Annotated in this window: 13 protein-coding genes; 2 read left to right on the forward strand and 11 right to left on the reverse strand. The window is 67.1% G+C overall.

Annotated elements, in window-relative coordinates; translation table 11 throughout:
- The first annotated feature begins 21 nt into the window (after positions 1-21).
- Entirely contained in the window at positions 22-1032 is a 1011-nt protein-coding gene (locus ABE423_RS13215; RefSeq protein WP_346486310.1) for a DUF4434 domain-containing protein, read from the forward strand.
- Here the strand turns inward: ABE423_RS13215 and ABE423_RS13220 are convergent.
- From ABE423_RS13220 to ABE423_RS13255, 8 genes are all read right to left on the reverse strand, one after another.
- Positions 1026-3860: a hypothetical protein gene (locus tag ABE423_RS13220; RefSeq protein ID WP_346486312.1), complete on the reverse strand. Its 2835-nt coding sequence runs from the start codon at positions 3858-3860 to the stop codon at positions 1026-1028. The two genes, ABE423_RS13215 and ABE423_RS13220, sit on opposite strands and share 7 nt — an antisense overlap.
- Positions 3857-6004 (reverse strand): glycosyl transferase family protein, encoded by a 2148-nt coding sequence (locus ABE423_RS13225; RefSeq protein WP_346486314.1) that lies wholly within the window; start codon positions 6002-6004, stop codon positions 3857-3859. The genes ABE423_RS13220 and ABE423_RS13225 overlap by 4 nt, the downstream gene beginning before the upstream one ends.
- Positions 6005-6010: 6 nt before the next feature.
- Positions 6011-8212 carry a hypothetical protein gene (locus ABE423_RS13230; protein ID WP_346486316.1) on the reverse strand — a complete coding sequence of 734 codons (2202 nt, stop codon included), beginning with the start codon at positions 8210-8212 and terminating at the stop codon, positions 6011-6013.
- A complete protein-coding gene (wecB, locus tag ABE423_RS13235) occupies positions 8209-9393 on the reverse strand; it encodes a UDP-N-acetylglucosamine 2-epimerase (non-hydrolyzing) (protein ID WP_346486318.1) in 1185 nt (394 codons plus the stop codon). Before wecB ends, ABE423_RS13230 begins: the two co-directional genes overlap by 4 nt.
- A gap of 266 nt (positions 9394-9659) precedes the next feature.
- A complete protein-coding gene (locus ABE423_RS13240; RefSeq protein ID WP_125894928.1) occupies positions 9660-10694 on the reverse strand; it encodes a fimbrial protein in 1035 nt (344 codons plus the stop codon).
- The gene (locus ABE423_RS13245; RefSeq protein ID WP_125894950.1) at positions 10685-13249 is read right to left on the reverse strand and encodes a fimbria/pilus outer membrane usher protein; all 2565 of its coding nucleotides are present in this window, start codon (positions 13247-13249) and stop codon (positions 10685-10687) included. Before ABE423_RS13245 ends, ABE423_RS13240 begins: the two co-directional genes overlap by 10 nt.
- Positions 13250-13341: 92 nt before the next feature.
- Complete coding sequence (locus ABE423_RS13250; protein ID WP_032128056.1) at positions 13342-14070, reverse strand: molecular chaperone; 729 nt, start codon at positions 14068-14070, stop codon at positions 13342-13344.
- 85 nt (positions 14071-14155) lie between these two features.
- Positions 14156-14695 carry a fimbrial protein gene (locus ABE423_RS13255; protein ID WP_032128057.1) on the reverse strand — a complete coding sequence of 180 codons (540 nt, stop codon included), beginning with the start codon at positions 14693-14695 and terminating at the stop codon, positions 14156-14158.
- A 459-nt stretch (positions 14696-15154) separates the two neighbouring features.
- Here ABE423_RS13255 and ABE423_RS13260 point away from each other — a divergent pair, with 459 nt between their 5' ends.
- Positions 15155-15520 carry a hypothetical protein gene (locus tag ABE423_RS13260; RefSeq protein ID WP_014645902.1) on the forward strand — a complete coding sequence of 122 codons (366 nt, stop codon included), beginning with the start codon at positions 15155-15157 and terminating at the stop codon, positions 15518-15520.
- A 10-nt stretch (positions 15521-15530) separates the two neighbouring features.
- Here ABE423_RS13260 and pncB read toward each other — a convergent pair whose 3' ends face one another.
- From pncB to ABE423_RS13275, 3 genes are all read right to left on the reverse strand, one after another.
- A complete protein-coding gene (gene pncB, locus ABE423_RS13265) occupies positions 15531-16709 on the reverse strand; it encodes a nicotinate phosphoribosyltransferase (RefSeq protein ID WP_125894930.1) in 1179 nt (392 codons plus the stop codon).
- A 108-nt stretch (positions 16710-16817) separates the two neighbouring features.
- Positions 16818-17657 carry a glycosyltransferase family 2 protein gene (locus ABE423_RS13270; RefSeq protein ID WP_032128058.1) on the reverse strand — a complete coding sequence of 280 codons (840 nt, stop codon included), beginning with the start codon at positions 17655-17657 and terminating at the stop codon, positions 16818-16820.
- Positions 17654-18508, reverse strand: coding sequence for a glycosyltransferase (locus ABE423_RS13275; protein WP_032128059.1), 855 nt, complete (start codon positions 18506-18508; stop codon positions 17654-17656). The genes ABE423_RS13270 and ABE423_RS13275 overlap by 4 nt, the downstream gene beginning before the upstream one ends.
- Positions 18509-18737: the final 229 nt, after the last annotated feature.

The following is an 18737-nucleotide window of genomic DNA, read 5'->3' on the forward strand; positions in this document are numbered from 1 at the left end:
GTGCTTTGGGATGATGCGGGCATGCCACCGCCAGTCCTTCCTGCTGATCCGTCCTCGCCGTTGCGCCGCCGGCTGCTGCGTGCGGCAGTACTGGCGCCGTTGGCCGGTACGCTCGCCACCCTGCCCGGCTGCTCGCTGCCGGTGCAGGTGGATGGCACCTTCCTGCAGCCCTGGCGCAGCCACCTGCAGTGGGGCCTGGCCGACTGGCAGCGGTCCTTGAAGCTTGCACGTACGCTGGGCTGCAGGCAGCTGGTGCTGCAATGGACCGGCATCGTCGGTGGCAACGACGGCGACTGGTCATTGCCCGACGGCAGCCTGCAGCAGCTGTTCACCGCTGCCAGCGAGAACGACATCCGCATCCGCGTCGGCCTGCCCTTCCAGCAACGCTGGTGGCAGGCTATCGGCGCAGACGACGCCACGCTGCAGGCCTTCCTGGCCGAGAGCCTGGCGCACGCACGCAGCTGGTTGGCACAGGCGCCCTGGGCGCAGCAGCCGGCCTTCGGGGGCTGGTACCTGCCCTACGAGCTGGAGCAGTACCACTGGGCCGATCCGGCACGCCAGCTGTGGCTGGCGCAGTGGTTGCACGGCCTGGTGCAGGCCGCCGGCGCACGCGGCGGTGACTGTGCGATCTCCTGTTACTTCAGCCGCCTGCAGACCAATGGCAACCTGGTCACGCTGTGGCAGGCGGTACTCGCGCACGCGGCCGTGCGGCCGATGGTGCAGGACGGCGTGGGGGTGGCCGGCGCCGGCGCCGGCAACGTGCAGCAGCTGCAACCGCTGCTCGATCATCTCCATGCCAACGGCATCGGCTTCGATGCGATCGTTGAACTGTTCCGCGAACTGCCCGGCGGCCCTGCCGACGGCAGCGGATTCAAGGGCGAAACTGCCAATGCCGCGCGCGTCCAGCGGCAGTTGGCATGGGCACGCGGCAGCGGCGCACAGCACGTGCTGGTCTATGCACTGGAGCCATGGCTGACCCAGGACACGCCGCAGGCCGCGGCCCTGCGACGACGTTGGGGCCTGCCTCAGTAGTAGAGGATGGCGGTGGCGAACAGACCCTTGGCGCGCTGCGTATCACCGCCGCCGATCGCGAAGCGGTACTGCACGGTCAGGTCCAGGTAGGAGCGCGGTGTGTTGTAGTGGTCCTCGCGGAACCAGTAACGCACGCCCACGCCTGGCCCTGCGCCAAGGGACCAGCTGCGCTGCGTATCGTTGAGCGCGAACGACTGCGCCGGGAACGGCGGATAACGGATGTCGCGCACGCGCGAGCGCTGGTCCAGCCAATCGGCGCCAACCACGACATAGGGTGTCACCACCCAGTGCGTCTGCCCGGCACCGAAACGGAAGCTGCGCCCGGCGCGCAGTTCACCAGCAGCGAACCACTGTTCGCGATGCAGGCGCCCGTTGGCGTCGCCGATCCGCCGCACCGGCGTGCCGTTGGCATCGAGCGCGTCGAGGGTGAAGGTGGCACCGTTGTCGTCCCAGGTATATCCCCCCTGCGCATAGCCACTGACCATCCACCACTGGTTCACATCGGTGCGCAGATCGGTGCCGTGGTAATAGCCGTAGGTCAGGTAGGACATCCATCCACCGGAACCGCTGGCCAAGCGGTAGCGCGCCAGCGTGCTGGCTTCCAGTGGCCGGTTCAGGGCCAGCTGCAGGCGGCACTGCACCGCTGCCGATGCGGGGTAGACCTCGCCCTGGCGGGTGGCACTGCCGAGGAACTGGCGGCGCTCGATGCCGGCGCTCAGACCGGTCTGGCCAAAGGCGTAGCGCAGGCCGAACGAGGCGATGGTGGACGGCCAGCCGGTGGTCGAGCGCGAATGACTGAGGCGCTCGGCGCGAGCACGCGCATCCGGCGTTGATTCGCCGGTGCACGGATCCACCGCACGGATCGACTCGTAGGTGCCGCCCTCGTCGTACAGCGTGTTGAGCAGGCGTGCGTAGAGCTCCAGCGTGCCATGCTGGTCATTGAACGCTGGTGGCCGCCAGAACGCCTCCAGCGTACTGAACACCGAATCGCCGGGCGTACTGATCGCCGCACCGCCGACATTGGTTGCGGCCTGGCGCGCACCCCGGAAACCCGCCGAGGCGACCACGCCCCACTCGCGTGAATAGTTGGCGATGGCATTGCGCACGTTGTAGCGCTGATGCTCATCCAGCGGCAGCTCACCGACGTCGGCGCGGTCGATGGCGCTACGCAGCAGTGACACCGCCTGTGGATGATCGCCGTTGGCTGCGCTGGCGTAGGCCTGGTCGAGCACCACGCTTTTCGGTGCCTTGCCGGTGGCCTCGGCGGCACGGAAGTCGGCCAGTGCGCGCGCAGGTTCGTGCGCCTTCTGGTTGAGGTAGCCGCGCTGCATCAGCGCCTCCGCATCGTCAGGACGCTGCGCCAGTGCCGCATCCAGGCGCTGCCGTGCTTCGTCCTGCTGTGCGCGGTTGCCCGCTGCCAGCGTGGTGGTCAGCAGGCCCTGCAGGTTCGCGTCGTCCGGTGCGAGTTGCACGGCCTGCCGTGCCTCACCGATGGCATCGGTGTAATCCTGGCGCGCGTAGGCAGCATAGGCACGCTGTGCGGCACCGCCGTCGCCCTGCAGGTCGGCCGGCATCAACTCGCAGACATTGCCTGTGTCGCTAGACTGGCAGTGCTGGAACGGTGCCGGGTAGGTCTGGGCGCTGATGCGGGGAAGCGCGCGACTGGAACGGATCGCCCGGCTGCGTTGCTCGATGCCCTGCTGCAGAAGCTGCCGTGTCCGTGCATCGCCTTCAGCTGGCGGTACCGCCGCCTGCAACGGTGCCAGCAGTGCAGCAGCGCGTACCCGATCACCTGCGGCCAGTGCCGCATCTACCGCCAGCAGTCGCACGTTGCGCTGCTGCGCGGTTGATCCCGGCGTGGCAAGCGCGGCGTCGAAATCTTCATTGGCCCGTAACGTGCTGCCCTGGCGCTGGCGCAGGTAACCGCGCATGACCCGTGCATTGAGGTCGTTGGCATCTACCTGCAATGCCTGTTCAGCACTGTGCTCAGCGTCGGCCAGCTGATCGCCCTGCAGCTGCGCGGTGATCAGCAGCAGCCGGTATGAAGCCACGTCGGGGGCCAGTTCCACGGCAGCGTGTGCCTGCTCAATGGCGGCGGCATCCTCGCCTGCGGACAGCGATTGATAGGCCTGCTGGGCCTGCAGCAGGGCGCGTTGGCGACCCAGTGCCACGCGCCGCGTGCGCAGCGCCTCGGCATTCGATGCACCCAGCTGCAGCGCGGTGCCGATGGCGGCGTCGGCCTGTTCGGGCTGTTGCTGTGCCTCCAGTGCTGCCACCCATAGCAGGGCCCATGCGCCCTGTTTCGGCTGCTTCCGGAACGCCTGCTCGGCCTTGCTGGCCGCCTCTCCCATCCGCCCGGCGTCATAGGCCGCGTACGCCTCGGTGGCCAGCGCGTAGGCCTGCTGCCTGCTGCGGTGTGCGGCGCTGCCGACCGGACGAGATGGGGATGTCGTGCGCGCACCTTCGCCTCCGGTTGCCGCGCTACGTGCAGCGGTGGCAGCCGCCAGCGCCGGCAAGGCCGGATCCTTCATCCCCGCGTCCAGCGCACGCCGCGCCTGCTGCTGCGCTTCTGCACCACGCCCGAGTTTCTGCAGCGCATAGATCTGCAGCAGGCGCAGCCGCACCACGTCCGGGCGCAGCCGGATCGCTTCAGTGGACTGCTGGTACGCCGCTCGGTAGTCACCACGCTCATAGGCGGCAAACGCCTGTTCGGCGATGCGGTAGGCCGCACCGGACAATGGCAGCGGCGCATCGGCCTGTGCCAGTACCGGTGCGGTGGCTGTAGCCAGCGCGACAGCAATGACGGTGGACAGCAGCGTGGTCTTCATGCCGGCAAGGCTCCTGGAGGCGGCGACTGCAGCGTGGCCGCACGCCGGCGCTGTTCCTGCATGGCCTGGGCCACGGCCTCCTCGGTGGTGATGCCCTGCTTGACCAGGTAATCGCCGATGCGGCCGTCGCGCTGCGGCATGTAGTCATCCAGTGCGATCTCGAAGCGCGCGTGGTCGATCAGGCGCATTTCCACCAGCAGGTCGCCCAGCAGCGGCACGTTGTCCAGGTGCCACTGCCGGTCGCCGCCGATCAGGCGCAGGCCCGCGTTGATTTCGCTTTCGCGGGCGATGCTCTGTTCGACGTGCTCACTGCGGGTTTCCTGCTTCAGCAGCGCCAATGCCTCTTCGGGCAATGGGCTGGCGACGGCCAGCCGCAGGGTGCCTTGCTCACGCGGTGGCAGCGGCAGCATGCGCCATTGCACGCAGGCATCGGCACTGACCGGGAACTGGCAGGCGCGCAGGTAGTCCACGTCGATGACCGCGCGTGGCAGGTCGCCCTGGAAGGCGATCGCCTCGGCCAGCGTTTCATCATCCAGCCAGCCCTGGGTGAGCAGGATGCGGCCCAACGGCTGCTGGCGGCCTGCCTGCTGCTGATCCAGCGCCTGCTGCAGGCGTTCGGGTTCCACCGCCTGCCAGGTGGTCAACAGCTCACCGAGCTGCTTGCGGGTCTGCACCAGCTGCGCCGCATCCGGGAAGTCGTGCATGGTCTTGTCCCAGACCATGCGCTTGCCGAACAGCAGGTAGGCCAGGAACACCTTCCACGCGCGTGCGGTGGCCATGAAATTGATCATGTTGCCGACCACCATGCGAGGGATCGACATCAGCGCATGCTCCCAGCCATACAGCCGGTTGACGAAGTAGAAGCGCTGCACGACGCGGGTGGCCAGCGCCGCCGTGGTCAGCAGCGCCACGTTCATCTGCCAGGTACCGGCCTGGAACACGCTGGGAAACTGCATCGTCCACAGCCCGGTCATCTTCAACAGCCAGAACAGCAGCAGCTGCAGGAAGATGACGTAGGCGATGATGCTGACGAACGAGGTGATGATGCCCTTGCGGTCGCGCGCCAGCAGGTACTTGGTGGCCAGCGAGCCGCGCCAGCCCAGCGACTCCCAGCTCTGCAGGCCGATGCCCAGCACCCACCGCGCCTTCTGCCGGTACGATGCGCGGAAGTTGTCGGGGAAGTACTCGCGCACGCACAGCGCCATTTGCTGGGTGCGCTCGCGTACCGGGCCCCAGCCGAACCAGGACGGGCGACGCACGCGGAACTCCACCGGGAAGCGCGCGAAGATCGACTGCATCCCCATCGCCGCCAGCCGCGCACCGACGTCGTAGTCCTCGGTGAGGCTGTCGGTGTTGAAGGGCTGGTTGTCGGTCTGCGCGCTCAGTGCCAGCAGCGCGCGCCGCGAGAAGCAGGTGCCGACACCGGCCGACGGCACCATGCCGGAAACACTTTCACGCACCACCAGATCCTTGGCATGCCATTCGGCGAACTCGTCCATGTAGACGCCGGCCACCAGTTCGTACCACTCGCGGTCCAGCGAGGTGACCGGCAACTGGATCATGTCCTTGCGCGGCAGCAGGTAGTTGTAGAAGCGCAGTTCCATCGGGTGCAGCACGTCCTCGCTGTCGTGCAGGATCACCCCGGCGAACTCGATGTCGTGGCGTTTCTCGTAATCGAAGATGGCCAGGATCAGCCAGTTCAGGCAGTCGGCCTTGCTGGTCGGCCCGTCATGCGGCACTTCCACGCGGCGCAGGCGCTTGTAGCGGCGGCGCATGCGCTCCACTTCGTCGATGGTCTGCTGGTCGTTGGGATAGGTGCCGACGAACACGACGTACTCGCGGTAGTCGAGTACGTTGATCATGTTCTCCACCATCTGCGCGATGACGTCGTACTCCATCCACGCCGGCACCATGATCGCCAGCGGCTGTTGCGGCCGCTGCAGCAGGTCTTCCTGGGTCAGTGGCCGGTACGCCTCGCGACGCTTGATGGTGAGCGCCCGCCAGCTCTCGCGCACCCAGTACCAGACATCGATGAACAGGTCATCGAGGCTGGAGATCAGGATCAGCACGGCCACCGCAGCCGCCGTGGTTTCCAGGGCAGCGTAGTAGTTGGCCAGCTGGATGTTCCAGAACAGACCGTCCACGGTGGATCAGTGCCCTGTGTTGGCGGACTTGCGGCGGCGCACCTGGGTAACGCGGGCGGCCAGCAGCGCGAACACGATCACGCCGACCAGCAGCAGCAACCAGACCATGTGCCGTTCCCACTTCGATTGCGGATTGCCGTCCTGCGCGATACGCGTGCCATAGGGATCCTGGCGGTCGAATTCGCGCACGGCCTCACTGCCGTCGAGCACGGCGAGATCACCGCGCAGCAGCCGGAACGGTGCGCCGAACGGCGGTGCCTGTGCGCCCAGGTCGCTGTACAGCACGCCGAGCTGTCCGCCGGCGGTGCCGACCTGCACCACCGCGGCACGATCCAACCCGCTGACATCCAGCAGCGGCTGCGGCTCCCCGCCGAGCAGCAGATGACCGTCCTTCAGGCCGGCCACATCGACACCCGATGGCGCCACACCGAACGCCAGCCACGGCGCACCCGGGCTGACCGCCGCACCGGCATCGACCACCTTCAGTTCCGACGCCTCCGGCGAGGCACCCACTGCACTGGCCACCGCAATCACCTTGCGCAGCGATGCCGGTGCATCCTGCAGCCACGTGGCCGGCACGAACACCTGGTTGCCGCGCGACAGCTGACTGCTGGCGCCGACGAAATCACTGCCCAGCGACCGCTTGGCCAGGGTCAGGTGGCTGCTGGGCAGGATCGAGACCGGATAGGCGGTGGCCGGATCGTGGCAATAAGGTCGTGCCGGCTGGCGCAGGAAGCTGACGCGGATCTCGTTGCGCGCCGACAGCGCGTAGGCCGGCACCTTGGCCACCAGCCGTTGCGGCTGGCCATTGGCCGACAGCACCTTACCGCCCAGCAGGTAATCGTTGAAATGGATCGTGGCCACCGCGCCCTGCCCGGCGGCGTTGGGCGCCGCCGAGACATCGATCACCACTTCCTCGGGCAGGCGCCCATCGGCCGACAGCGTGCCGAGGTCGAAGGTGGCACTGCGGTCCGCGCGGGTTACCACATCCATCGTACCGGCGATGTTGCCGAGCCGGCTCAGCAGCACCTGGTCTCCGTCCAGCTTCGGTGTTCCCGCCGCGCTGACCTGCAGGCTGCGGCCCAGCGCATAGCTGCGCCACTGTTCGGCGAACAACCCGGCGACCTTGCCCGCCGCCGCCGGGTCGACCACCAGCGTCGGACGGCCAGCAACGGCGACCACGCTGACCGATGCGTTGGCCGTGGGCTTTTCCAGGCCGCCCATATCGGTACCGCGCCACGCGGCGAAGGCAGCGCCCGCATCGGCACCCGTAGCCGCAACCTGTACGGCCAGCGCGTCCAGTGCCGCGCGTACGCCGGCCCGCAGCGCATCGCTGCCGATCATCACGTCAGCGGCCAAGGGTCCGCTGTCACGCAGCGACAGCAGCGCCCCCACTTCGGCCAGGTCCTTGATCGCATGCGTGCGCTCGCCCGCAGCCAGCGCGGCATAGGCTGGCACGCCCTGCAGGCTGGCCGGGATGCTGATGCCGGCCAGGTCGACACTGTCACCGACCTTGGGCAGCGCCACCACCTGCACCTGCTTGCCACCGCCCTGCAACGCGGTACCGATGCGCCAGGCGGCGTCGTAGGCGGGCGCCTGCAGCGCCTTGCCGTCCACCAGCAGGCGCACCTGCGGTGGCAGCGCGCCCCAGGCCTTGGCCACGGTGTCCACGGCGCGGCCGTCGAAGCGGTAGCTGAAACGCGAGTCCGGCGACAGCCGCAAAACGTTGGCCGGCGCGCTCTGGTCGGCACATTGGTAGTCGGAGACGATCGACCACCAGCCGACGCCGACCCGCACGAAGCCGTTCTGGCGAGGTTCGCCATCAATGGCCAGCAGCTGGCTGGCGTCCCCCTGCGCATCGGTGATCGAGCGCGCGGCGATCGGATCGCCATCGACCGACCACAGGCCGGAAGTGCGCCCGGCGTGGCCGCGCACATAGCGCCCGTCCAGCTGCAGCTGCGCATCGCGGGTGGCGACGCCTGCAGGCACCGGCAGGTAGACCTCGTGCTGGCTCTCCTGCCCGCTGAGCACCAGCGGCTGGCGGAAACCGAGTTCACGCAGGGTCATCTGCCGGTTGACCGTGCTGTCGCCGCTCCATTCGGCGAATTGGCCGGCGACGCTGTCGGCGGCATGGGCACTGGCAACCACGCCCGACAGGACGAACGCGGCGGCGGATGCAAACAGGGGAGAGCGGCCGGTCTGGGTCATGGCGTCACTTCGCGTGGATGGGGGTGGGCGGCACCGCTGTTGCGGAGGCCGGGCGAGAATTCGGGAAGGGGCGTGCCACGCAGGGCGGCGACGATGCGCGCGCTGGCACGGCCATCGCCGTAGGGACTGGCATCGGGGTCGAAGTGGGTCGGCTGCGGTGGTTGGGCCAGTGCTGCGTTGACCGCCTCGACAATGCGCGAGGGCGTGGTGCCGACCAGCGTCACCACACCGGCCTCGACCGCCTCCGGGCGTTCGGTGACGTCGCGCATGACCAGCACGGGCTTGGCCAGCGCAGGCGCTTCTTCCTGCACGCCACCGGAGTCGGTGAGGATGACGTCGGCGCGCTGCATCAGGCGCACGAAGCGCAGGTAGTCCTGCGGCGGCACCAGGTGCACGTTGTCGAGATGGCCGAGGTGGGCGTTGACCGGGCCCTGCACGTTCGGGTTGAGATGCACCGGGTACAGCACCTGCAGGTCCGGCCGCCGCGCCAGTTCGGCCAGTGCACGGCAGATGTCCTCGAAGCCCTGCCCGAAGCTCTCACGGCGGTGGCCGGTGACCAGCAGCAGGCGACGATCGGGGTCAAGCATGTGGAAGGGTTCGTCAGCCCGCGCACGCAGCGCCGGGTCGGCATCCAGCCGCTCTACGGTCTGCTGCAGGGCATCGATGACGGTATTGCCGGTGACCAGGATCTGCCCGCCCAGGTGTTCACCGGCCAGGTTGGCGCGCGAGCTGGGCGTGGGCGCGTACAGCTGGTGGCCGACCACATCGATCACCCGCCGGTTCATTTCCTCCGGCCACGGCCGGTTGATGTCGCCGGTACGCAGGCCGGCCTCGACGTGACCGATCGGAATGCGGTGGTGGAACGCGGCCAGTGCGGCGGTCATCGCCGTGGTGGTATCGCCGTGCACCAGTACCCGGTCCGGACGAACCTGCATGTAGAGCGCGTCAAGCCGTTCGAACAGCTTGGAACACAGGCCATTGAGGGTCTGGTTGGGCACCATGACATCGAGGTCATGGTCGGCGGTGATCGCGAACAGCGACATCACCTGGTCCAGCATCGCCCGGTGCTGGCCGGTGATACAGACCACCGATTCGATGTCCGCAGCCTCCGCCAAGGCCCTTACCAGCGGCCCCATCTTGATCGCTTCCGGTCGCGTGCCGAACACCGACAGGACCTTCATCGCAGCGTTCCGAAAGGCCGGCGCGAGGGAATGCCAGGAGCTGTAGCCACGTCTGGATCCTTTCGGCGTTCCCGTCCAACACCCGCAGGCAGGAGACGGTCACCTCATGAGGAAACTCCAAAATCGCGACGTACATCACATTCGAATGATGGTACGCGCGTCGTGGTATTGATCTTCATCGTTGGAAGATCAAGACGCAGTCAACGCCGCCCGTGGAACGGGCGACGTTGCGGTGGAACGCAGCAGTGGCACGGCCTGCGGCCGACTTACTCGTACTGGATGGTGAAGGTAGCCTGGCCGTTTGCGACACCTGCACCCACCGTGCCGGCCTGGGTCTGCACGTAACGCGCGCGCAGCGGCAAGGTCATCGTGCTGGTGCCGGGCGTGGTGGTACCGACGTTGACGGTCTGGCCGAAACGCACTTCGCGCTCGGTGCTGCCATCACGCTGGACCATCTGGATGCCGATGCGGGTGGCACTGTTGGTGGCCGCGCTGAGCTTCAGCACGCCCGGCATGTTCGAGCTGTCCTGGTCGGCATCCAGGCGGATACCGATCTTGCTCTGATACTGCGCGACATTGCTGCCCTGGCAGTTCAGGCGGATCTCGAAATCGCGATCGACAGCCTTGGAACCGACACCGGTGAAGGTGGTGTTGGGCACGCTGCCGAAATCGACAGCAATGTTGCGGCTGCCGGCCTGCACTTCACAGGTCGGGCTGACCACGGTGGTGCCCGAGCCCCTGAAGGTCGAGGTCAGCACTGGCTTGCTGGCACCGTCACCATCAAAGTAATACGTAGTGAAGCGACCATTCGGCGCGATCACGCCCGAGCCGGTCTGTGCGGCAGTCTTGATCAACTGGATGCGGAAGCGACCCCCGATCAACGTAACACTGCTACCACCGCCGAAGCTCAGCTGATGGGGGTAGTAGACCTGGATCGATCCCGAATCACGGAACAGTTTGATGCCGACACCGGGGACATCGGTTTCATAGGTATTCGCAAAACCGGGCACCGGGCGCTTCTGCGCCGCGTTGACGTATTCACCGATCGAACGACCACCGCTCCAGTCACAGCTGGCAACCCGATCTCGCTGAGTGATCGACTCACTGATCTCCTTGATCACGCCGCCGACCGGCGTGCTGGGCAGAATCACGATCTGGCCCATGTCCATGGTGACGTCCTGTGCGGTGAACCAGCTTGAGCTGATACGGCACGCGGCGCTGGCCTGCTGCGCAAGCAACACGCCACCGAGCACGGCCATGGCAGCCAACGCCTTGCGGCCACGGGAAGAAATCATCGGCATGCTGCCTCCAGCGGGATGAAGCCGGTCTTGGACGCATCGGCGCCTGCCGGTACCTGGTAATCAACGGTGCAGCGCTGGTCGGCGCCCGCGCCCCACTCCACCAGCAGGCTGCCCTGGTTCTTGTCACTGCGCACGTACAGGCGGCCGCCCTGGCTGACCATGCCCACCGGCTGGCCCTGCTCGTCCTTGACCTGCGCACCGAACGGCATGGTACGGCCATCGGGGTTGCGCACCTGGATCAGCAGCGCGTTGCCCTTGCGGGTATCGAAGCGCAGGTAGCTGATGGCACCGGCGAACGGCGCGATCGACTGGCTGGTGCTTTCCAGCTCGACGTCGTGGGCCATGCCCTGCGGGTCGAGGGTGACGGTGTTGAGGCGGTACGGCGACACGTACGGGACCACCGCGTAGCCGCGGCCGTCGACGCGCAGGCCCGGGGCGTTGCTGACGATCGCATCGCGTGCGCCCGGCGCTTCGACCAGCACCATGGTGTCGCCACGCTGCGGGGTGAAGGTGAAGCCACCCGGATGCACGACCACGCTGCCGTTGGCACCGACCGACGCCTGGCGGAAATCGCGCGAGTGGCTGTAGGTCGCGTTCAACGCGCTGTAGCGACTGCGGTATTCCGCACTGCCCACCGCGGTGGTGCCACCTTCGCGGGAGTCGGACAGCGCCACACCGTAGCTGAAGTTGTTGTCGATGCCGGTCGAACCGGTGATGCCAACGCGGCTGTTGTCGTAGCCACCGCGCTCGCGCACGCCGAGGTCGGCGCTGAACGACACCGGGTGCGAACCCCGGCCCAGCGGCACGCTCATCGACAGCAGGTACTGGGTATCGGAACGGCCGAGCACGCCCTCTTCGGTGCGCAGCGCCGAGAAGCCGTAGTTCACCGAACGCCAGGCGTTGTTGTAGCCCACCTGATACTGCTTGGAGGTGCCGGGGCGGTCGTAGAAGTCACGCACCGAGCCGGTCACGTACAGCGCGCCGCCGCGACGGCCCAGCGGCTGGTTCAGCGTTACCTGGAACTGGCTGCGCTGACGGCCACGGGTGGTCGGATCGATGCCGCGCTTGTCCGAATCACGGCCATACAGCGCGTCCTGCAGGCTGTAGAAGCCTTCGGTCGAATAGCGGTAGGCGGCCAGGGTCAGGTTGGTCCCGGTCTCGCCGATCATGTTGCTGTAGCTCAAGCGCACGCTGGCACCGGTGTGGTTGCCGTAGTGGTCGAACGTCGTACGTGCGTGGGTGACGTCGGCGGCGAACGCGCCAACCGGCGTGGACAGGCCGACGCCGTACAGCAGCGACAGGTAGCCGTCGCTCAGTGCACTGCCGCCGTACAGCGTCAGCTGGTTGCCGATACCGCGCTGGTAGGTGCCCTGCACCAGCCACGGCTCATCGGCCAGCAGCTTGTTGCGCACCTGGCCGGCGGTCAGCGAGTAACGCGACACGCCTTCGCGCAGCATCTGCGGCACCGAACCGAACGGAACCTTGAATTCGCGGCGGCGGCCATCGGCCTCGATCACGCTCACTTCCAGGTCGCCGCCGTAGCCGGTCGGGTACAGGTCGTCGATGACGAAGCTGCCCGGCGACACGGTGGAGGAGTAGATCAGCTGCTCGTTCTGGCGTACTTCGATGCGTGCGTTGGTCTCGGCGATGCCGCGCACGACCGGCGCGTAACCGCGCAGCGAATCGGGCAGCATGCGGTCGTCGCTGGCCAGGCTGGCACCGCGGTAACCGATCGAGTCGAACAGTTCACCGGTGGTGTAGGCCTCACCGATGGTGAGCATGCCGCGCACCTGCGGGATGCCGCGCTGCGCATAGGTGGCGATGCTCTGCCAATGGCGGCCATCGCCCTCGGACCAGGTCAGGTTCGAATCGTGGCGGAACTGCCAGCCACCCAGGTTCATGCCGGCGTTGAGGCCGAGGTAGGCACTGCGGTTGCGCTGGCCACCTTCGACACGGCTGTCGCTGTCGATGGCATTGAAGCTGTAGCCGACGAAGCCGGCATTGATACCGCGGTCCCACAGCGCCGGGTTGACGTAGCCGCGTGCCTCACGGCGCAGGAACACCTGCGGGATGCTCAGGTCGTAGCGCAGGTTGCCGCTGTCATAGACACCATAGGCATTGGCCATGCGCTGCTGGACCGGCACGCAGCTGGTCTTGTCGGTCGGCACGGACGGATCCTGCTGCAGCAGCACGGCTTCGCTGTCCACGCCCATTTCTTCCAGCATCGGCAGCGGCAGGCAGGCGTCGACACGGCCCTGCGCATCGGCCTTGAACTGCAGATCGCGACGGCCCTGCCAGGCACCGTTGACGTAGACGTCGACACGGTAGTTGCCGGCCACCATCGGGTTGCCGTTGCTGAAGGCCGCCAGATCGACCTGCTTGGCCTGGCCAGACAGGAAGCTGGAGTTGAACTGGGCCGATTCCGGTGCACGCGCATTGGCCGCACCACTCTGCGCCATCAGCGCCTGTTCGCCGAGATTGGCCGGGGCAGCCAGCGCCCATCCTGGGCAGGCCACGCCAGCAACCAACAGGCAAAGCGCCTGATGGATCGACAATGTCAATCTGTTTCCGATCACACTGACATTCCTTCAATTCGCCGCACAGCGGCGGTGGCGGGATGCGCAGGCCCAAGGCCGGCGCGGCGCGTTCAGCCCCCGGTGCTGCCGAGGCGGATGGTGTGTTCCACCCGGCCGCCGTAGTCGTTGATGGTGATGAAGCGGACCTGGTCGGTGCCCGCCGGTGCGGCGAACTCCAGGCTCTGCTTCGGCGCGACCATCGCGCCCTTGTCCTCGACGGCCTTTTCACTGCTGCCGGTCACGGCATGTACTTCGGCCAGAGTGACGTGGAAGGGGCTCGGGTTTTCCACCCGCAGACGGTCGCCCGTGCGGGTCCAGCGCAGCGCTGCCGGCGCGTCGTTGGCGACGCCCTTCAGGCCCTGCGGCCGGTAGAAAAGCTTCAGGCGCGAACGGAACGCGACCTGCAGGTAATTCTGTTCGCCGCTGTCGGCGTTGTCCGGGGACGGCGGAACATCCAGCACGTTGAGCCAGAACACCGACTCGCGGTCGGTCGGCAGCTGCGCGCCGGAGAAGATCAGTCGCAGCGCCTGGCTGCGGCCCGGCTCGACGCGCGCGATCGGCGGCGTCAGCACGAACGGGGCATCGCTGGTATCGGCGGTCTGGTTGGCGTCGCCGCTGTCGATCCAGGCCTGCACCAGCGCCGGCGAATCGCCCACGTTGTCGACCTGCACGGTGACTTCGCGCGCCTGCGCCGGATAGATCACTCGCGTGCCATTGACCACCACGCCGGCCAGAGCGTTCTGGCAGAAGGGCAGCGTGAACGCTGCCAGCAGCAGCGCCCGGGGAAAGAATGCTTTCATCGGAAGTACTACGCTCGAGGTATGTGGCCAGGGGCCGCGAGGCACTGGCCGGCGCGTACGCCGGCCAGTGCGGGTACGACTACGATCAGTTGTAGATGATCGTGTACTTGACGCTGCTGGTGACGTCGCCCGGGGTGGCGGCGGCAGTGGCGTAGTACTCAGCGTAGTAGTTCAGATCGGCCGAGCCGTCGGTGCCGACGGTGACCCACTGCGAGTTGGTCTGGGCCTGGCCAGCGCCTGCAGCCTTGATCGGCAGGACCTGGTTGTTCGAACCCAGCAGCTGCAGCTGCACGTTGGTGGCAGCGTTGGCCGAAGCCTGGTTCAGCAGGCGGCCGGTGTTGAAGTCAACGGTCGAACCCGGCTCGAAGTAGGTCGCGACGTTGCCGGCGCTGCACTTGGTCAGGTTGATGGCGAACGGGGTGCGACCGGCAACGTTACCGGCGGCGGCCAGGGTGTTCTTGGACACGGTCGGCAGGTTGACGGAGAAGTCCTTGCCGCCCGGGGTCGAGATGGTGCAGGTCTTGTCGGTCACCTTGCCGTTGAAGGTGATGGTGCCGTCGGCGGCGTTGGCGGCCAGCGGAGCGGCGGCCAGCATCAGAGCGGCGATGATATTGATCTTGTGCATTCGCTTTTACCTAACCCTACTGAAGAGATGAGAAGTAGAGGAGGAAGCAAGGAGCACTGCCGGGCTATCAAGACCCATCCTTGCGTCTCACCTGTGGCCGGACTCGGACATACCTTCCCCTGAATCCGTGACGCAAGTATAGGCACAACTGTGATGAAAGTCTCATTATTTTTCTGAACGCCAATTCATTGACGCCTCAAATGTGACGTGGTAAGCGGAATGAGAGCCCGGCGGGCGTGGGGGATTTGACGGCAAGGCGATCAGGTCACAAACGACCCTGCATGACGCTTCCCGTGGCGCGTTCGGCATGCGCGAAAACAGGCTTTTTTCAGGTGGAAATCGCCTTATTTGATGCGCATCACTCTTTCTTGGTGATGGCCCTAGCAGATTCGGATTTGTCCTATTAAAGACGGATCGAACCTGTCGCTAACTAGGACACACCGAACCAGAGAACGTGTCATGAGGAACTCCATTCTGCTGTGTGTGGCCCTGATGTCCGTCAGTGCGCTGGCCCAGGCCAGCAGCGGCAGCATCCGTTTCAGCGGCCGTATCGCCGAGCCGGGCTGCACGACGAACCTGTCCCAGGGTGAGCTGAGCCTGGCCGCCTGCCCGCCCTCGGCCAAGGGCTCGACGGTGGCCGTGACGGCGCTGGCCGATGGTCAGGCCGCGACGCTGCGCGACGGCAAGCGCCAGGGCCAGAAGCTGTCGGTGTCGGCCAGCGCGATGCGCGCCGGCGATATCGCCTTCTCCGAGCGTTACAGCGTGCAGGCTTCGAAGCAGCAGCCGCTGCAGGGCGCCTACCTGGTGGTGGTCGACTACCTGTAAGCCGACGTGTTTACGCCGGCGGCAGCTCGAACACCTGGCGCAGATAGGCCAGGTAGCCCGGGTCGTCGCACATGCTCTTGCCCGGCGAATCGCTGAGCTTGGCCACCGGCTGGCCGTTGCAGCGGACCATCTTGATGACGATGTTGAGCGGCGTTGGCCCCAGATCATTGGTCAGGTGGGTGCCGACGCCGAAGGCGACCTGGCAGCGACCACGGAAGTAGTCGTACAGGCGCATCACCTTGGCGATGTCGAGCCCATCGCTGAACACCAGCACCTTGCTGCGTGCATCCACCCGGCGCTGCTGGAAGTGCGCCAGCATGCGGTCGCCCCAGTCGAACGGATCGCCGGAGTCATGGCGGACGCCGTCGAACAGCTTGCAGAAGTACATGTCGAAGTCGCGCAGGAACGCATCCAGGCCGACCACGTCGGACAGCGCGATGCCGAGGTCGCCGCGATACTCGCGTGCCCACGACTCCAGTGCCGCCACCTGCGAATCGCGCAGGCGCGGGCCCAGCGCCTGGAACGCCTGCAGGTACTCATGGGCCATGGTGCCGTGCGGGGTCATGCCGTACAGGCGGGCGAAGTGCACGTTGCTGGTGCCGACCAGCTGCGGGCCGAGCGCATCGCGCAGCAGCGGCAGCAGACGGGCATGCCAGTCACGCGAGTAGCGGCGGCGGCTGCCGTAGTCGGCGATGCGGCACTGCTCGAACCCCGGGGTATCACGCAGCAGCGCGGCCTTGGCCTGCAGGCGGCGCTCGCCCTCGGCGAAGTCGGCGGTGGTGGTGTTGCGGAACCAGACTTCGTTGATGATCGCCAGCAGCGGCACTTCGAACAGGATGGTGTGCAGCCAGGGGCCGGTGATGTCCAGTTCGATCTCGCCGGGCACGGTCTCCGACGCGCGCAGCTGGATGTACTTGCGGTCGAGGTGGAACAGGCCGAGGAAATCGGCGAAGTCCGGCTTCACGAAGCGCAGGCCACGCATGTAGTCCAGCTCCGCGTCGCTGAAACGCAGGCTGCACAGGTGGTCGATCTCTTCGTCGATCTGGTCGATGTAATGGGCCAGGTCGATGCCGGGCGTGCGGCACTTGAACCGGTACTGCACCTGGGCGCCGGGGTGCTGGTGGAGCACCGCCTGCATCATGGTGAACTTGTACAGGTCGGTGTCGAGCAGGGACTGGATGATAGGCATGGGGCGGATTATGCGCCCGGCGGAGTGAACCGTGGGCGCGCCCGCCCTCCGTAGAGCCGAGCCCACGCTCGGCTGGATGTGTTGCCTGAGCCGAGCGTGGGCTCGGCGCTACAGCGCCCTGCGCAGCAGCTTCGGCACCAGCATCAGCGCGTGCGCCCAGATCGCGCCCCACACCGCTACCCGCACCGGCAGCGAACGCTGCCTGGCCTCGAACTTCTGGAAATAGCGCCACAGGCCCTTGTGCTTGTGCCATTCCACGAAGAACGGCCGCGAGCGGCTGGAGACGCCACGAACGTGGGTGACCTGCAGGTCATTGGCGATCGCCACCACTGCTCCGGCTTCGCGTGCACGCCGGCACAGGTCCAGGTCTTCGGCATGCAGGCGATAGCCGGCGTCCCAACCTCCGATGCAGTCGAACAATGCACGCGGCATCATCAGCAGCGCACCGGACAGCGCCGGCACCCGCTGCAGCGCCTGCTGCGGGTCACGCGGCACCGCCAGCTTCGAGCCCTTGCCCGGCGAGCGCAGCATCATCAGGAAATCCGGGTCGCGGCGGCGCACGGCTTCGTCGGCATGGCCCTGCTCGTCCACCTGCTCGACACCGAGCAGGCAGTCGCCCAGTCCTTCCGCGCGGCTGCGCAGTGCGGCCAACGTCTCCGGTTCGACCATCAGGTCCGGGTTGATGAAGGCCAGCCATGGGCTGTGCGAATCGGCCACGCCCTGGTTGTTGGCGGCGGCAAAGCCGGGATTGTCCGGATTGCCGACGAAACGCACGCGCGGGTCGTGGCTGGCATGGCGCTGCACGATATCCAGCGTGCCATCCATCGAGCCATTGTCGATCACCCGGATCTCGGCCACGTCCTGCGCCTGGCGCAGACGCGAGAGGCAGGCGTCGATGGTGCTGCCGCTCTGGTAGGTGACGACGATGGCGGCAATGGCAACATTCAAGCAGGAGGCTCCGGCGCGGAAGACGAGACGAACAGGTCACCCTGTTCCTTCGGCATTATCGCCTGCCGCATGCGCTGCTGCAGATCGGCACGCAGGCCATGCAACGGATCGTGCATGAGGAAGTCAGCCAACCGTGGCACCCACCCCGGCCAGCGCGCGGCCAGGGCCTCGAGATCGCCATCACGGCTGACCGCCTCCCCTGCCCGGCTGACGAAGGCGGTCTCGCACAGCACGTTGCGCCATCCCAGGCCAGCCATGCGCAGGCTCAGGTCCACCAGTGCCGCGTTCCAGCCGGCGTAGCTGTCCACGTCCAGGCCGCCGGCGCGGCGACGCGCGTTGCCGCGCACCAGTACCGCGTGGGTGACCGCCGAGGGCAGCTCCGGATGCAGCACCGGCAGCGTGGCACAGGTGTGTGCCAGCAGCGCCGGGTCCTCCGGTTCGGGATTGATTTCGCCCAGCCGCGGCCATGCAGCGGTTTCGCCGGCATTGCACCACGGGGTTGCGGTGGCGATGGCGGCGTCGCGGGCGAAGGCATCCTGCAGCTGCTGCAGCCAGCCCGGCGCGGGCACGCTGTCCGGCGCCAGCACCGCCACGTCCATGCCCTCGCAGGCGCGCAGCATCTCATCCAGATGGGCGACCTCGCCCAACGGCCGCGCGCGGCGGGTGTATTCGGCCTGCAATGGCGTATGCGCCAACCAGTGCTCCACCACCGCCTGCGCACGCGGGCCGGTCTGCGCGTCATCGGCCAGCCAGACCGCGGTTCCCGGCGCGGTGCCGGCATCCAGCGCGGCCAGGCAGCGGTCGAGCGCGGCATCGTCCACGCACAGCGGCAACAACACGATCGCCCCCATCCCGCCTCCGTGGTTGTCGGTAGCCACAGCCTAGCACTGGGAGGGTATCGGCCGGGTTGCACCCGGCACCTGCAGAGGCCAGAGCCAGAGCCAGAGCCGAAGCAACAGCCGGAGCAAAAGCTGGGTTCCTGGGGGATGGCGGGGTGGGTCCGGTTGCGGGGGACGCTGCAAGTACGTCCATGTAAACTCGGTCGCCGCATCCATGCGGCTCACGCCCCCACAACCGGAC

The organism is Stenotrophomonas sp. TWI1409, from assembly GCF_039673015.1.
Taxonomy (GTDB): Bacteria; Pseudomonadota; Gammaproteobacteria; order Xanthomonadales; family Xanthomonadaceae; genus Stenotrophomonas; species Stenotrophomonas maltophilia_A.

Bases quoted from the DNA above. Each gene is read 5' to 3' on its own strand.
- ABE423_RS13250 (WP_032128056.1), bottom strand. From the start codon at position 14,070: ATGAAAGCATTCTTTCCCCGGGCGCTGCTGCTGGCAGCGTTCACGCTG.
- ABE423_RS13240 (WP_125894928.1), bottom strand. From the start codon at position 10,694: ATGCCGATGATTTCTTCCCGTGGCCGCAAGGCGTTGGCTGCCATGGCC.
- ABE423_RS13230 (WP_346486316.1), bottom strand. From the start codon at position 8,212: ATGACCCAGACCGGCCGCTCTCCCCTGTTTGCATCCGCCGCCGCGTTC.
- ABE423_RS13275 (WP_032128059.1), bottom strand. From the start codon at position 18,508: ATGGGGGCGATCGTGTTGTTGCCGCTGTGCGTGGACGATGCCGCGCTC.
- wecB (WP_346486318.1), bottom strand. From the start codon at position 9,393: ATGAAGGTCCTGTCGGTGTTCGGCACGCGACCGGAAGCGATCAAGATG.
- ABE423_RS13260 (WP_014645902.1), top strand. From the start codon at position 15,155: ATGAGGAACTCCATTCTGCTGTGTGTGGCCCTGATGTCCGTCAGTGCG.
- ABE423_RS13220 (WP_346486312.1), bottom strand. From the start codon at position 3,860: ATGAAGACCACGCTGCTGTCCACCGTCATTGCTGTCGCGCTGGCTACA.
- pncB (WP_125894930.1), bottom strand. From the start codon at position 16,709: ATGCCTATCATCCAGTCCCTGCTCGACACCGACCTGTACAAGTTCACC.
- ABE423_RS13215 (WP_346486310.1), top strand. From the start codon at position 22: ATGCCACCGCCAGTCCTTCCTGCTGATCCGTCCTCGCCGTTGCGCCGC.
- ABE423_RS13255 (WP_032128057.1), bottom strand. From the start codon at position 14,695: ATGCACAAGATCAATATCATCGCCGCTCTGATGCTGGCCGCCGCTCCG.